14 protein-coding genes are annotated in these 14,375 nt (G+C 47.4%); 3 read left to right on the plus strand and 11 right to left on the minus strand.

Features of this window, described 5'->3' with window-relative positions; all coding sequences use genetic code 11:
- Positions 1–31: 31 nt before the first annotated feature.
- Positions 32–1,210 carry a GTPase gene (locus QP339_RS01305; RefSeq protein ID WP_284910086.1) on the minus strand — a complete coding sequence of 393 codons (1,179 nt, stop codon included), beginning with the start codon at positions 1,208–1,210 and terminating at the stop codon, positions 32–34.
- 77 nt (positions 1,211–1,287) lie between these two features.
- Between QP339_RS01305 and trhA the strand changes: the two genes are divergently transcribed.
- The 3 genes from trhA (at position 1,288) to rnjA (ending at position 3,987) form a co-directional block, all read left to right on the plus strand.
- Entirely contained in the window at positions 1,288–1,962 is a 675-nt protein-coding gene (gene trhA, locus QP339_RS01310; RefSeq protein ID WP_284910087.1) for a PAQR family membrane homeostasis protein TrhA, read from the plus strand.
- A gap of 133 nt (positions 1,963–2,095) precedes the next feature.
- The gene (locus tag QP339_RS01315) at positions 2,096–2,314 is read left to right on the plus strand and encodes a DNA-dependent RNA polymerase subunit epsilon (protein ID WP_070620280.1); all 219 of its coding nucleotides are present in this window, start codon (positions 2,096–2,098) and stop codon (positions 2,312–2,314) included.
- On the plus strand, positions 2,314–3,987 hold the full coding sequence (gene rnjA, locus QP339_RS01320) for a ribonuclease J1 (RefSeq protein ID WP_284910088.1): 1,674 nt from the start codon (positions 2,314–2,316) through the stop codon (positions 3,985–3,987). The genes QP339_RS01315 and rnjA overlap by 1 nt, the downstream gene beginning before the upstream one ends.
- Positions 3,988–4,660: 673 nt before the next feature.
- Here rnjA and QP339_RS01325 read toward each other — a convergent pair.
- The 10 genes from QP339_RS01325 to alaS all read right to left on the minus strand — a co-directional run bounded on the left by QP339_RS01325 (position 4,661) and on the right by alaS (position 14,239).
- Positions 4,661–5,305 (minus strand): response regulator transcription factor, encoded by a 645-nt coding sequence (locus tag QP339_RS01325; protein ID WP_284910090.1) that lies wholly within the window; start codon positions 5,303–5,305, stop codon positions 4,661–4,663.
- Positions 5,306–6,355 (minus strand): sensor histidine kinase, encoded by a 1,050-nt coding sequence (locus QP339_RS01330; RefSeq protein ID WP_284910091.1) that lies wholly within the window; start codon positions 6,353–6,355, stop codon positions 5,306–5,308.
- Positions 6,352–7,068, minus strand: coding sequence for a LiaF domain-containing protein (locus QP339_RS01335; RefSeq protein WP_284910092.1), 717 nt, complete (start codon positions 7,066–7,068; stop codon positions 6,352–6,354). The genes QP339_RS01330 and QP339_RS01335 overlap by 4 nt, the downstream gene beginning before the upstream one ends.
- Positions 7,069–7,923: 855 nt before the next feature.
- Positions 7,924–8,406, minus strand: a complete 483-nt coding sequence (gene greA / locus QP339_RS01340) for a transcription elongation factor GreA (protein ID WP_070620265.1) — start codon at positions 8,404–8,406, stop codon at positions 7,924–7,926.
- Between the two features lie 83 nt (positions 8,407–8,489).
- Positions 8,490–9,107, minus strand: coding sequence for a uridine kinase (udk, locus tag QP339_RS01345; RefSeq protein WP_067971733.1), 618 nt, complete (start codon positions 9,105–9,107; stop codon positions 8,490–8,492).
- Between the two features lie 11 nt (positions 9,108–9,118).
- Positions 9,119–10,315, minus strand: coding sequence for an endolytic transglycosylase MltG (mltG, locus tag QP339_RS01350; RefSeq protein WP_284910093.1), 1,197 nt, complete (start codon positions 10,313–10,315; stop codon positions 9,119–9,121).
- A 206-nt stretch (positions 10,316–10,521) separates the two neighbouring features.
- Positions 10,522–10,803 (minus strand): DUF1292 domain-containing protein, encoded by a 282-nt coding sequence (locus QP339_RS01355; protein ID WP_067971742.1) that lies wholly within the window; start codon positions 10,801–10,803, stop codon positions 10,522–10,524.
- A gap of 6 nt (positions 10,804–10,809) precedes the next feature.
- Entirely contained in the window at positions 10,810–11,235 is a 426-nt protein-coding gene (gene ruvX, locus QP339_RS01360) for a Holliday junction resolvase RuvX (RefSeq protein ID WP_284910094.1), read from the minus strand.
- On the minus strand, positions 11,235–11,501 hold the full coding sequence (locus QP339_RS01365) for an IreB family regulatory phosphoprotein (protein WP_067971750.1): 267 nt from the start codon (positions 11,499–11,501) through the stop codon (positions 11,235–11,237). Before QP339_RS01365 ends, ruvX begins: the two co-directional genes overlap by 1 nt.
- An 86-nt stretch (positions 11,502–11,587) precedes the next feature.
- Entirely contained in the window at positions 11,588–14,239 is a 2,652-nt protein-coding gene (gene alaS / locus QP339_RS01370; RefSeq protein WP_284910095.1) for an alanine--tRNA ligase, read from the minus strand.
- Positions 14,240–14,375 lie beyond the last annotated feature (136 nt).

Consider the following 14,375-nt stretch of genomic DNA (forward strand, 5'->3'; position numbering starts at 1 on the left):
GTCTGCCTAGACCTAGGCGCTAAAGAAAAGGCTAGTCCTTGTGCTCTTTTTTCTCTTTTTCCTGTTCGTTGCGGATAGCTTGATAGTCAGGATCCTTCTTGCCCCGTCTAAGGCGTGCCCTAAATTCGGACTGCATCAGCTTGCGGATACTCTTAGCCGATAGCTTCTCATTGCGGACATCGTGCTCAGCGATAACGCGAAGAACAGAAATATAGGACATAGCTAGGGCAGTGGTCACAATAGAGGCCGTTGCTCCAGAGATTGCTCCACCGGCTAGGCTGCCCAAGCCTGGAATGAGCTTAAAGATATTGCCCACCAGGGTCCGGCCCAAGAAAGTCGCTCCCGTAGTGCCCCCCACTGCCCCAATCAGGCCCACTAAAGTCTGGTGTTCCAAAGAAACGCCAAAAATAGCGGTAATATGAGCAAGCATGGAGATCTGAAGGGGAACGATTAAAGCTGCGTCTGCGAAAGGAATGGGGGTAAAGCCCACACCAAATGTTGAAATAATATAGCGGCGCGCCCAACGTCGCGCCAGACGTGCTTTGCGGTCGAGATCTCCCTGTTGGGCATTGTTAAAAGCATCCTGAACATCAAGGGGAATGACAGCCAGGGTTTGCTCAATCAAGTGGTTTAAGGCGTAAACTTCCACCGTGTAGTCTGGGGTCACCGGATAATCCTTGGCCATGATCGGGACCACCGCTTGAACCTTTAAGTTCAGATTTTCCAAGTATTTTTTGAAGTCTTGGGCAGGTTGACCGATCGCCTGGGTTAAAACTAGAATAACCGGCATCTTCTCAGCTAGACCCTGGATAAAGTCCTTCTCCATAGGCTCAATTCGCGACGAGGAGGCGTTAATGCAGTAATAGGCGCAGTGCATGATCTCGCCCTTGGCCTCCAATTGATCCAAACATTCATTGATCTCCCGTGCCACTTGGTCTTGGATGGCTGCGTCCAATTCCAAGCCTCTTGTATCATAGAGGACGAGGGGCAGGTTATCCTTGGTAATCTGGCGCAAATGCTTAGTAATCGGCTCGCCAATCCCTGTTTCTACTAAGCGTTCGCGAAAGACCCGGTTAATAAGGGTTGATTTTCCCACTCCTGTCTTACCAACGACTAAGATATGGATGGGTTTCATTTTTTTGATTTCATCTTGGGTCTGCTGGGTTAATTCCTCAATCAAAGAGAGGTCAACAGCTGATGCTTTCTTCATAGAATCCTCCTTGGTCATCATTAGAATGTTTATATAGATATGATATAATATGATTAAAAATGATAGGATGTGTTAACGTGCCCAGCCAACAAAATATCTTTAAGGATCCCCAAATTCTGCAATCCAAGTCTTACCAGGTCACGAATGAGGTCTTCTGCGCCGTTAGTCACGGCATCGGGCTCATTTTGGCCATTATCGCTTGCGTCAGCCTGTCGATCAAGGCTGTGCGCTTAGACAGCTCCCTCCACCTCTTGGCCTATCTTAATTTTACACTGGCTATGTGTATGCTTTATTTTAACTCAACTCTCTACCATAGTCTAAAATTTACCCGCGTCGCCCCACTTTTTCGCGTCTTTGACCATTGTTCCATCTATTTATTGATTGCTGGTTCTTATGCCCCCTACTGCCTCCTAGTCCTCCCAGCTGGGATCGGTTGGCCCATCTTTATCCTAGAATGGCTGATTGCAGCCCTCGGCATCTTCCTCTCATTAAAGGCTAGCGAGCGCTTTAAACGCTGGGAGACCTGGACCTATATCGCCATGGGCTGGTTGGTTATCTTTACCCTAAAGCCGCTGATCGATCATCTTTCTCTGCCTGGGCTCATCTGGACCCTTATCGGCGGTATCGCCTACACTCTGGGTACCTACTTCTACATCAAAGATGACCAAGTCGCCTACTACCATGTGGCCTGGCATCTCTTCGTTATGGTCGGCAGCGCCTGCTTCTTCATTGCCATCTTATCTTATACTTAAGGGCTTTTTTCCAAAAAAGGGCCATTCTTTAGCATTCTTGGCTTAGAATATGTTAAAATGTTAAAGTGGTAGAGAAGAGATTCTCCAAATTATAAATAAAGATACATAAATATCAATTGAAAGAAGGAAGACTATGATTTATAAAGTTTTTTACCAAGAAACAAAAACTGAAGTGCCAACGCGCGAACATACGCAGTCACTTTACATCGATGCTGAATCGGTCACTGAAGTACGCCGTATCCTCGATGAAAAAACCCCTTACCATGTTGAGCACATTCAATTATTAGATGACGCTCACTTAGCCTATGAGCAAAAGAGTGACCGTTTCGAATTGACGGAGTTTGCTGATTAATGAAATTGAAAATTAAAAACCACGAAACTGCTGTTTTCGCCATTGGGGGTTTAGGCGAAATCGGTAAGAATATGTACTGTATCCAATTCCAAGATGAAATCATCGTCCTCGATGCGGGCGTTATGTTCCCGGAAGATGACCTGCTCGGAATTGACTATGTGATTTCAGATTATTCCTATCTGATTGAAAATAAAGACAAGATCAAGGGCGTCTTCATCACCCATGGTCACGAAGACCATATTGGAGGGGTGCCCTTCTTGCTCAAGCAAGTTAATGTGCCGATCTATGCCGGGGCCCTTTCCCTGGCGCTGATCCGGGGTAAATTGGAAGAACACCACTTGCTCCGTGACGCCGAGCTCCATGAAGTGGACGAAGATAGCGTCATCAAATTCCGCAAAACCCAGGTCAGTTTTGCCCGGGTAACCCACTCTATTCCGGATGCCATGGCCATCTGTGTCAAGACGCCTTCCGGGAATATTGTCTTCACTGGGGACTACAAGTTCGACTTTACCCCAACCGGTAAGAAGGCGGACCTGCACAAGCTAGCCCGTCTAGGTGACGAAGGGGTCCTCTGCTTACTCGGTGACTCCACCAACTCCGAAATTACTGGCTTCACCAAGTCAGAACGGGTCGTTAGCGGCGCCTTAAAAGATATCATCGATAAAATCGAAGGCCGGATTATTTTTGCCAGCTTTGCTTCAAATATCTCCCGGCTTTCGGAAGCCATCGACATTGCCATCGCCAACAACCGCAAAGTGGCCGTCTTCGGCCGGTCCATGGAAAATGCCGTGCGCAATGCTCAAGAAATTGGCTACTTCGACCTACCAAAAGGTGTCTTAATCGATGGTAAGGACATTAACAAGTATCCAAGCAACGAAGTCATGATCATGTGTACCGGGTCTCAGGGTGAACCTATGGCGGCCTTGAGCCGGATTGCGAACGGTACCCACCGGCAGATCTCCATCCAAGATGGGGATACTGTTATCTTCTCCTCCTCCCCTATTCCAGGGAACACAACCAGTGTTAACCGCGTGATTAACAAATTGTTGGAAGCCGGAGCAGAAGTGGTCCACGGTAAGATTAACAATGTCCACACCTCCGGCCACGGCTCGCAAGAAGAACAGAAGCTCATGCTGAGCCTCTTGAAGCCTAAATACTTCATGCCGGTCCACGGAGAATACCGTATGCTCTCCATCCAAGCTGATACAGCGGTCAGCCTAGGTATCCCACGGGAGAATACCTTCATCATGGACAACGGTGATGTCCTCGCCCTGACTGAAAATTCAGCGCGCCGGGCGGGTCATATCCCTGCCAATGATGTTTATGTTGACGGCAAGGGCATCGGCGATATCGGCAATATTGTCCTCAGAGACCGCCATAAGTTGTCAGAAGATGGCCTAGTCCTAGTGGTTGTCAGCATCGACTTCGAGACCAACCAATTACTAGCTGGCCCAGCCATCGTATCTCGCGGTTTCATTTACATGCGCGAATCCGAAGACCTGATCAGCGACGCCCAACGTGTCATCCAGACCGCCGTTATCGGTCACTTAAATTCAGGTAACAAAGTCAACGAAAAAATCCTACGCGACAGCATCCAAAACTCACTCCAACCCTTCCTATACAAACGGACCAAACGCAACCCGCTCATCATGTCCGTCGTCATGTCCGTTTAAAATAAGGGTGTGAGGGCGCGCGGTTAGAAGTGGACCTCTGGAGCAAAGCGGCAGAGAAGACTACAAGTCTTCGGCGGCGCTTTGTGAAGAGGAGCCACTTCTGCGCGACCGAACCCGACTAAAAGGGTGAGAGGGAGCGCGCTCAGCTTCCTTTCACTGGAGCAAGTCACCAGAGCAGTCTGCAAGACTGCGGCGGAGACTTGTGAAGTGACAAGGAAGCTGCGCGACCGAACCCGACTATAAGGGTGTGAGGGCTAGCGGGAGAAATAGACCTCTGGAGTCAAAAGCCAGGGAAGACTGAAAGTCTTCGGCGGATTTTAGTGAAGAGGAGCTATTTCTGCTAGCCCGAACCCGACTAAAAAAGGGTGTGAGCAAGAGCGATTAGCTTTGGATGCTTGGAGTAAGTTGGAATAAGGGCAAGCCTTGCTTGCACGTTTCCAACTTGCGAAAGCACGCCAAAGCTGCTCTTGCGAACCCGACTAGATAGGGTATGAGACTTGGCGGTTAGACTCGGATGATTGGAGCAATTAAGGATAAGAGCGAAACATTCGCTCGTTTCTTAATTGTAAAATCACTCCGAGTCTGACAAATCGAATCCGACTAAAGGGTGTGAGCGCTAGCGTTTAATCTTATACATAAGTCATAAAAAAGGAGTAAGTCTTCAGCTGAAGGCTTACTCCTTTTCTTCTTTGACGAGACCATGTTTAAAGGCATAGATAGTAGCTTGAGTCCGATCAGAAACTTCTAATTTAGACAAAATATTAGAGACATGGGTCTTGACCGTTTTTAATGTAATAAACAAGAGATCAGCAATTTCCTGGTTGGACTTGCCTTCAGCAATTAGAGCTAAGACTTCCAATTCGCGCCGGGTGAGGTCATCGTGTAAGTGGCGCTCCTGGGCCTTGTGCTTATCTTCTTGCATCTTCTCAGACACAGCCTGGGTCATGACTTCCTGTCCGGCTATCACTTGGCGAATGGCTTGAGCAATTTCCTGGGCAGAGGATGTCTTCAAGATGTAGCCCTTAGCCCCTGCTTCCATGGCGGGATACAATTTATCATCATCTAAGAAGCTCGTTACCATCAGGATCCGAGCTTCTGGCCAGTCAGCTAAGATAGCCTGGGTAGCCTCGATGCCATCCATTTCATCCATAACAACATCCATTAAGATAAGGTCTGGTCGTAGGTCTAGGGCCTTATCATAGGCTTCCTGTCCGTTAACTGCCTCGCCTATGACCTCAATGTCTTCCTGGATAGCCAGATACGAGGCCACCCCTAAGCGAACCATCTCATGGTCATCTACAATTAATACTTTAATCATCTAAGTCGTCCTCTTTCTATTCTGGTCTAGGGCAATTTGGATCCGTACTTGGGTCCCCTGCCCCTCCTGGCTAATCATCTGTAGCTCGCCTGCTAGCTGGTCTACCCGTTCGCGGATGTGTTGGAGGCCATAGCCCCCTCGCTGGTCTGCTCCTTGCTTAAAGCCTCGCCCATTATCCCTAAAGACTAAATAGAGCCGGTCTTGCCGGGTAAAGAGCTGGCACTCAATCTCCGTCGCTTGGGCATGGCGCAAGCTATTGGATAAGAGTTCTTGGACAATGCGGAAGAGATTATTCTCAATTTCTTTATCCAAGTCCCCCACATCGAAGCGGGTCACAAAATGAATGGCCAACTTGCCTTCTAATTCATCAAAAAGATGCTGGATCCCCTGGGCCAGGCTCCGTTTTTCTAAGGCAATGGGTCGCAGATGGAGTAGGAGGGCCCGCAATTCATTTTGGGCATTTTGAGCTAGATTGGCAATCTTCTGTCGGAGGTCAACTTCTGGCCCTGTCTGTTGGTCAGAGACTTGATCCAGGGTGGCCAGGAGCATGGTCATTGCGAAGAGTTCCTGGCTCACCGAATCGTGGAGTTCCCTGGCCACACGCTGGCGCTCAGCCTGGATAATATCTGCCTCAGATTTACCTGTACTGGCCTGGTCTAACTGCAGGTGCAAGTTTTGCCTTTCCAAGCGTCCCGCCTGAATTCTTGTCTTTAAATGGTCTAGCCTAGCCAAGAGCTTAGGGCTCAGATAGAGATTTTCCTTCAAATTCAAACGGTCCAGCTGGTGGATATTGCCTTGGCTGAGCTGGTCGAGGTAATGAAGCAAGAGTTCCTCATCCCGAAAGATTAAACTATACAAGCACAAGGATAAAACCAAAGCTAAGAAGCTGGGCAATAAGAGAAAGGCCAGACCGAGTGGGAGGTCCTGCCAAGTCCATTGGAAGGGAGGCAACCAGCCGAGTTCAAAACAAAAATACAGAGTCAGGGCAAACAAGGCATAGCTAAAGATTAAGCAGACCATAAAAATGGAAAACAAACGCCGCCATTTCATAGGAAAACCACCTCAACTTCCCCCCAGAACTGGGTCAAGTCAATAATCAATTCCCGGTCCTCATCCAAGTGGTCGCCTGTACGAAGCGACAAGCGCTGGTTGTTTAGGCAATAGGTCTGTCCTTGCCAGGTCAAGCGTGTTCGATAGGCCTGGATATTTAGTTGGCAGGCCTGGGCTTGGGGAACGACTAATTTTATCCGACCGTGGAGCTGGCTAACCGCCAACCACTGCTTGCCCTTAACTGGCAACTTCTCAGTCAGATCAATAAAACGGTAGGCGTGGAGAGAATAATCATGGAAGCTATTCCAGTCATAAGTCTTGACCGGTACCGTCTTGAAGCCAAGCCAGTCATCCAATTGAAAGAAAGTACCTCGGTCTTGGCCTAGCCCTTCTTCACCCTGGACTACTTGAAAGTCAGTAGTATTTCCTTTCTCTTTTTGCCAAAGCTGGATAGCAAGGATCAGACCAACTAGAGATAGGATCAGCCAAAAATGGGGCAGCTGAAAAAGACTCAGACAAAGGATTAACACTGCCAGAAAGAATAAAGGCAAGCAAATATAGGCTGGCCAGGTCTTCCCTGCCGGGGCCAGCGTGAACAGTCCAAGTAAGCTAATCGCTATGAAAAAGACTAGGAAGAGCCCCAGCGCTTGTGAAAAATCATAAAGAACGAAGCCTAGAATAAACAAGGCCAGCAATTGGCAAATAAACTTCAAAACCATCCCTCCTTTCCTACTATTATAACAAATCCTCAGACTAATGAATAAAAAAGCTGGAACAAAAAGTCCCAGCTTCAATAAATTATTATACAATATTATAAAATGTTTTGTTGCAAAACAAGATTAAAACCTACAGTCGGGTTCGGTCGCGCAGAACTGGCTCCTCTTCACAAAATCCTTCCGAAGGCCTCCAGCCTTCTCCAGTCTTTTGCTCCAGAGGTCCACTTCTAACCGTGCTCCCTCTCACCCTGCTTAGTCGGGTTCGCAGTTGCAGACTTGAAGTGACTTCAGCTAATCGGAACGACCGGCTAAAGCCGCTCTTTTCCGTTTGGCTTCCAGTCATTCAAGTCTAAGCGCAACTGCTCACACCCTGTGTAGTCGGATTCGGTCGCGCAGAACTGGCTCCTCTTCACAAAATCCTTTCGAAGGCCTCCAGCCTTCTCCAATCTTTTGCTCCAGAGGTCCACTTCTGACCGCACGCCCTCTCACCCTTCTAGTCGGGTTCGGTCGCGCAGCTTCCTTGTCACTTCACAAGTCTCCGTCGCAGTCTTGCAGACTGCTCTGGTGACTTGCTCCAGTGAAAGGAAGCTGAGCGCGCTCCCTCACACCCTTCTAGTCGGGTTCGACTTGGCAGTCTCGAAGTGATTTCACAAGTTAGAAACGAGCGACTGCTTCGCTCTTATTCTAACTTGCTCCAATCATCCGAGCCTGATTGCCAAGTCTCACACCCTTTAGTTGGGTTCGAGGCTGCAGAAAGGACTCCTCTTCGCAAAATGCTATCGAAGGCTTGCAGCCTTCTCTAGCATTTTACTCCAGAGGTTCCTTTCTCCCGCATCCTCTCACACCCTTTCTTTACTCAGCGTTTTCTACTGCTGTGATTTTGAGGGCGAGTTCGCCGCCTGGGGTTTCGAAGCTGACTTGGTCGCCGACTTTTTTGCCGATGAGGGCTTGGGCGATTGGAGATTCGTTGGAGATTTTGCCTGAGAGTGGGTCTGCTTCAGCCTTACCTACAATGGTATAGGCTTCTTCGTCACCGTCTGGCAATTCCACGAAAGTCACTTTACGACCGATTGAAACTTCGTCGCTGTCTAATTCGTCAGGGTTAATGATTTCAGCATAGCGGATCATTTTTTCCAATTTGGCGATCTGCCCTTCCACGAAGGCTTGTTCGTCTTTGGCTGCCTCATATTCAGAATTTTCTGAGAGGTCCCCATATGAACGTGCGATCTTAATCCGGCTTACGACTTCAGGACGTTTATTTACTTTTAAATCTTCTAATTCAGCTTCAAGGCGCTGTTTGCCTTCGATTGTCATTGGATAGCTTTCTTCTACCATGAATCTTACTCCTTCATAAATAAATTAAAAATCAATAGCAATAGGGTACCACTTTCATGGCCCTATTGCAATATAAGAATGGCTTATTTTAAGATATCTTTTATCTTAGTTTGTAATAAGTCAATGGCCACGTAGTTCGAGCCACCTTCTGGAATAATCAGGTCGGCAAAACGTTTCGTGGGCTCGATAAATTCTTCGTGCATGGGTTTAACGACAGACATGTATTGGTCAATGACAGAATCTAGGGACCGGCCCCGTTCGGCCATATCACGCTTGATGCGACGGATAATCCGAATATCCGCATCAGTATCAACAAATACCTTGATCGTCATGAGATCCCTTAGTTCTGGATCATAGAGTGAGAGGATCCCTTCTAGGATAATAATCTTCTTAGGCTCAACATGGACCGTCTCCTGGCTCCGATTGTGTTCAGCAAAGTCATAGACTGGCATGTCGATAGCTTGGCCCTGGCTTAATTGGCTAATATGTTCCTTCAAAAGTTCCATATCAAAAGCCAGGGGATGATCATAATTGGTCTTCTGACGCTCTTCCATGGTCAGATGGGTCTGGTCTTTGTAATAGGCGTCTTGGGGGATGTAAACAATGGATACATCCTTAAATTCTTCCATAATCCGCTGAGTAATGGTTGTCTTCCCACTCCCGGTTCCCCCGGTCACGCCGATAACGATTTGTTCTGTCATATTCTCTCCTCTTAATTACTTGAACTTGTTGCTTGTGATTGACTTTGGACAGTTGATTGACTGGCCTTAGGTTGAGCTAGCTTGGCGTCCTCTTCGCTGACGTGTTCATCAACTAGCTTGAGATGGTCTTCATAGGTCTTGGAATAATAAACTTCCCCTGTTGACAGGTCGGCCACAAAATAATAGTAGTCATTTTCTTTGGGATTGAGGACTGCCTGGAGCGATTCCGCCCCTGGATTATTATAAGGGCCTGGTCCTAAGCCTGGATTCTTGTAGAGATTGTAAGGGGAATCCACCTGGGTATCCTTGATGGTCACGTAAGACTTGTGTTCACCCAAGGCGTAATTGACTGAGATGTCCGATTGGATAGGCATCTTGTCGGCTAGACGGTTATAGAAGACCCCTGCGATCATGGCCCGGTCCTCCGTAGTCGAGGCTTCAGCCTCTACTAGAGAAGCTAGGGTGAAGATTTCGTTCACAGATAGGTCAGAAGCCTGGAAGGCGGCCTTGTTATTTTGGTAGAACTTATTCGTTTCATCCACCATCTGGGTCACAAAAGCTTCGAGGTCTTGGCCCTCCCGCAACTGGTAGGTTGCCGGGAAGAGATAGCCTTCTAATTTATAACGGACATCGTTATTTTGGCTCACATCAGCCAGAAGCTCCGGATAAGTGGCCAGGAGCTTTTGGAAATAATCTGGACTGGTCACAAGGGCCATGAAGTCTTGGGCTGAGAAAGGCGTATTCTGCTCGATAATGGTCGCCATCGACTCAATATCCGTCCCTTCTGGAATAGCAATTCCTGCTTCCATTTCCTTAGCCCCTTCAGCTAAGTTTTTAGCTGCTTGGGAGAAGCTAGAATGGGTTTGCATTTTATAAGTTCCCGCTTGGAGGTTTTTAATTGGGTTGAAACGCAGATAGAGGCGGAAAATATCATCATTAAAAATGACCTGCTTATCCTCTAATTCCTGGGCCACACTGGCTTGGGTCGCGCCCTGGGGAACTTCGATGACAATATCCTTGGAAGGCTTAAGGCCCCCAGTTGATGCCATAACCCCAATATAAGCTGCAAAAGCTAAGACGATAATAATCAGGGTCACGAATAAAGAAGTGATTAAACGGTTGGTCACCGACTTCCGCTTGGGCCCTTGACCTTCTAAGTGTTCCTGTTCGGCTGTTTGTCTAGGCTGCCTTCTTGTTCTTTTTCTCATGTGAACGCTCCTATTCTCTGTTCTCTAGTCGATTCGTGTCAGTGTGCCAATCACAAGGCAAATTATTGGGCAGACTCTCGCCTGCCACATGATAAAAAAAGAGGCTGGCTTGACGCTGCCATCTCTCAGCCTCTTCTTCAACTGCATCCGTTAACCTGCCCCTATTTGCCAGAATCCTTAGCGGGGTCCAGGAGCCTTGCAGTCAATTACAATTCATCAGATATAAAGGTATTTAAAACTTCCTCTACCATGTTCCACTCTTCATCACTTTCAATAGGATAGAGACTGCCATTCAATTCATCGTCACTCTCTTGGTAAGAGAAAGCTTGAATTTCAATATCATCGCTGTCCCCTAAACCTGCTGGATAGAGCAGGACATAGGACTTACCAAAATCATCTGATTCGAAGGTAAATAGAATCTCATAGAGGCTCTCATTGCCCTCTTCATCATAAATGGTAATTAATTCTTTATTTTCTTCACTGGCCATTATTTCTCACGCTCTTTCTTGGTCTAAGTAGGTCTGTAAGATAAGAACCGCAGCAAGCTTATCGATCACCTGCTTACGCTTCTTACGGCTCACATCCCCTGCTTCAATTAACATCCGTTCAGCCTGCATAGTCGTCAAACGCTCGTCTAAATAAACAACTTCTAGGTCAAAGTGTTGCTTCACCCTATCGCCATAAGCGCGTGAAGCTTCCGCACGGGGGCCTTCTGAATTATTCATATTTTTGGGTAGGCCAATCACGACCTTGGTCGCCTGGTAGCTGTCAATCAACTCGCCCAAACGGTCTAAGCCAAATTCCTCTTGGTCTTCATTAATCCGGATGATCTCTAAACCTTGGGCAGTCAGTCCAAGGGGGTCGCTAACAGCGACCCCCACAGTTCTTGAACCAACATCTAATCCTAAATACCTCTTCATTAGACCTCGCGCCCACTCTTTTCCATATAACTGCGAATTAATTCTTCAATAATCTCGTCACGTTCATGATAACGAATTAGGTTGCGGGCCTGGTTATGCCGAGGAATGTAAGCTGGGTCTCCAGACAAGAGATAGCCTACAATCTGACTACTTGGATCATAGCCTTTTTCTACAAGTGCATCATATACGATATCCAGTGTTTCACGAACATTTTTTTCTTTATTCTCATCAAACTTGAAAAGAACTGTTTCATCTTTGACACTCATACCTTATCGCACCTCCAAATCTTTTAACATCATTTTAACCAAAATCTGACAGAAGTACAAGAAGCTAGGCCCTATGTAATCAAAACTTAAACTTGGGTTAACACCTTCTTCACCTCAGCCAGGGCATCAGGAATCCCCGCTGGGTTCTTACCACCGGCTTGGGCCATGTCTGGACGGCCGCCACCGCCTCCGTTAATCTTAGGCGCAATTTGCTTAATAATATCGCCTGCTTTGAGACCCTTGTCGACCAAGTCCGTTTTAACAGCGACTAAGAGATTAGCCTTGCCCTTGTTTGAAGTAGCGAGAACGAGAAGGTCAGAGTCTGTTCTTTGCTTCCATTCGTCAGAAATCTTCCGTAGGTCGTCCATGTTGCGGTTAGGTAATTCTTGGGCGATCAGACGGATACCAGCTACTTCTTCTACATCTTGGAAGATATCCTTAGCTGCTTGGGCATTGGCCTTGGCATGGAGGGATTCAATTTCCTGGCTCATTTCTTTGTTTTGGCTTTCTAATTGTTTGATCCGATTTAAGATGCCATCTCTTTCCTTGGCCTTGCTTTCCACGCGAATATCTTCCAATAAGTCTTCTAAGCCCTGGAAGTATTGGACAGCAGCCTTAGAGGTTAGAGCTTCAATCCGGCGCACGCCAGAGCCGACACCTGTTTCGCTGGTAATCTTGAAGAGGCCAATCTCAGCGGTATTCTTCACATGGGTCCCCCCGCAGAGTTCAATCGACCAATCCGCTACCTTGACCATGCGGACTTCATCCAACTTGTCATACTTGTCGGTAAAGAGGGCCATTGCTCCTTCTGCCTTAGCTGTATCAGCATCTGTAATCACCGTCTTCACAGGAATCGAATCATAAATTTTTTGGTTAACCTCATCTTCAATAGCTTGAAGTTGGTCCGCTTCGATATGACCAAAGTAAGTAAAGTCAAAGCGGAGATAGCGGTCGTCTAAGAGAGAGCCCGCTTGGTTAACCTGGTCACCTAAGACATCCTTCAAGGCTTGGTGGAGCAAGTGAGTAGCTGTATGGTTCTTACGGATCAAGCTGCGACGCTCCTTGTCCACCACTAAGCGCACCTCTTGGTTGAGGTCCAAGGACTGAATGGTTTCAATTTCATGCAGGTTCTGGTCATTAGGGGCGTGTTGGACATCAGTGACATAGGCCAATAATTCACCCGCTGGACTGTAAATGGCGCCAGTATCCCCGACCTGGCCCCCCCGTTCGCCGTAGAAAGGCGTCTTGTCAGCGACTAAGTAAGCGACGCTATCAGCGGGAACATGGTCCACTAATTGGTCTTCATAAACCAAGGCATTAATCTGAGCCAGGCTTTCTGTCTCTTGGTAGCCAGTAAATTGACTCGGCACGTCAAGCTCAGAAAGGACGGTCGATTGGACAGCCAAGCCCCCCATTTGTTTGCGGGCAGCCCGAGCTCGTTCACGTTGGGCTTGCATTTCGTCATTGAAACCTTGCTCATCAATGCCGAGGCCTTCTTTTTCCAAGAGCTCTTCGGTCAGTTCCAGTGGATAACCGTAAGTATCATAGAGCTTAAAGGCATCTTGGCCGGAAAGGACCGTTTGATTATTTTCTTTGAGGGCCTGAACCATGTCATCGAGAATAGCTTGACCTTCTTCAATGGTTTCTTGGAAACGTTTTTCTTCCTGGCTAATGATAGTTTCGATGAAGTCTGCCTGTTGGCCAATATTTGGATAGTGGCTTCCCATCACTTCAGCTACAACGGGAACCAATTGGGCCAAGAAGGCTTCCTTGATCCCAAGTTGTTTAGCGTACATCACGCTGCGGCGGATTAAACGACGGAGGATATAGCCCCGACCTTCATTAGAAGGTAAGGCCCCGTCACCGATGGCAAAGCTTACCGCCCGGACATGGTCAGCGATCACTTTAAAAGCCGTATTAATTTCTGGATTTTCCCCGTAATGGTGGCCGTCAGTCAGCGGTTCAATGGCCTTAATAATCGGAACGAAGAGGTCGGTTTCAAAGTTAGTTTCCGTATTTTGGATGACGCTGGTGATCCGCTCAAGCCCCATGCCGGTATCAATATTCTTCTGTTCGAGGGGTTGGTAACTTCCGTCAGGCATGTGGTTGAATTGGGAGAAGACCACATTCCAAATTTCGAGATAGCGTTCATTCTCGCCCCCTGGATACATTTCAGGATCGTCATCGGCTAAATCTTGGAAAGCTTGGCCCCGGTCAAAAAAGATTTCCGTATCGGGTCCACAGGGGCCTGCGCCCAAGTCCCAGAAGTTATCTTCTACGGGAACAAAGTGGTCTTCACTCAGTTGGGTGGTTTCACGCCAGATATTTAAACTCTCTTCATCGTCTGGATGATAGGTCATATACAGGCGGTCTTTGTCTAAGCCCAACCACTTCTCATCAGTAAGGAATTCCCAGGCCCAAGGCAGCATTTCTTCCTTGAAATAGTCGCCAATGGACCAGTTCCCTAACATTTCAAAGAAAGTTTGGTGGCGGGCAGTTACCCCGACATTCTCAATGTCATTGGTCCGGATACATTTTTGGGCATTGGCAATTTTAGGGTTTTTAGGTTTTTCTGACCCATCCAAATAATGTTTCAGGGCAGCTACCCCTGAGTTGATCCATAAGAGGGTCGGATCATCTTGGGGAACCAGCGAAGCGCTGGGATAGATATCGTGGGACTTGCTTTCCCAGAAATCTAAGAATAATTGCCGAATGTCTGCACTAGTTAATTGTTTCATCATATCCTCCTAAAAAAATAACGGCGCTATTACAATAAAGGGCGCTTGAAACGCGGTACCACCTTTATTGTAATATCACCGTCTTTGATATTACCACTTCATTAGCTTGTTAACGCGAGCGCGGCAAATTTTCATC

The sequence above is a fragment of the Aerococcus sp. UMB7834 genome (assembly GCF_030215145.1).
GTDB lineage: Bacteria > Bacillota > Bacilli > Lactobacillales > Aerococcaceae > Aerococcus.

Excerpts from the sequence above, each read along its gene's own strand:
- greA (WP_070620265.1), bottom strand. The coding sequence starts at position 8,406 with ATGGTAGAAGAAAGCTATCCAATGACAATCGAAGGCAAACAGCGCCTT.
- udk (WP_067971733.1), bottom strand. The coding sequence starts at position 9,107 with ATGACAGAACAAATCGTTATCGGCGTGACCGGGGGAACCGGGAGTGGG.
- rnjA (WP_284910088.1), top strand. The coding sequence starts at position 2,314 with ATGAAATTGAAAATTAAAAACCACGAAACTGCTGTTTTCGCCATTGGG.
- QP339_RS01305 (WP_284910086.1), bottom strand. The coding sequence starts at position 1,210 with ATGAAGAAAGCATCAGCTGTTGACCTCTCTTTGATTGAGGAATTAACC.
- QP339_RS01315 (WP_070620280.1), top strand. The coding sequence starts at position 2,096 with ATGATTTATAAAGTTTTTTACCAAGAAACAAAAACTGAAGTGCCAACG.
- ruvX (WP_284910094.1), bottom strand. The coding sequence starts at position 11,235 with ATGAAGAGGTATTTAGGATTAGATGTTGGTTCAAGAACTGTGGGGGTC.
- QP339_RS01355 (WP_067971742.1), bottom strand. The coding sequence starts at position 10,803 with ATGGCCAGTGAAGAAAATAAAGAATTAATTACCATTTATGATGAAGAG.
- alaS (WP_284910095.1), bottom strand. The coding sequence starts at position 14,239 with ATGAAACAATTAACTAGTGCAGACATTCGGCAATTATTCTTAGATTTC.
- QP339_RS01365 (WP_067971750.1), bottom strand. The coding sequence starts at position 11,501 with ATGAGTGTCAAAGATGAAACAGTTCTTTTCAAGTTTGATGAGAATAAA.
- QP339_RS01330 (WP_284910091.1), bottom strand. The coding sequence starts at position 6,355 with ATGAAATGGCGGCGTTTGTTTTCCATTTTTATGGTCTGCTTAATCTTT.
- mltG (WP_284910093.1), bottom strand. The coding sequence starts at position 10,315 with ATGAGAAAAAGAACAAGAAGGCAGCCTAGACAAACAGCCGAACAGGAA.
- QP339_RS01325 (WP_284910090.1), bottom strand. The coding sequence starts at position 5,305 with ATGATTAAAGTATTAATTGTAGATGACCATGAGATGGTTCGCTTAGGG.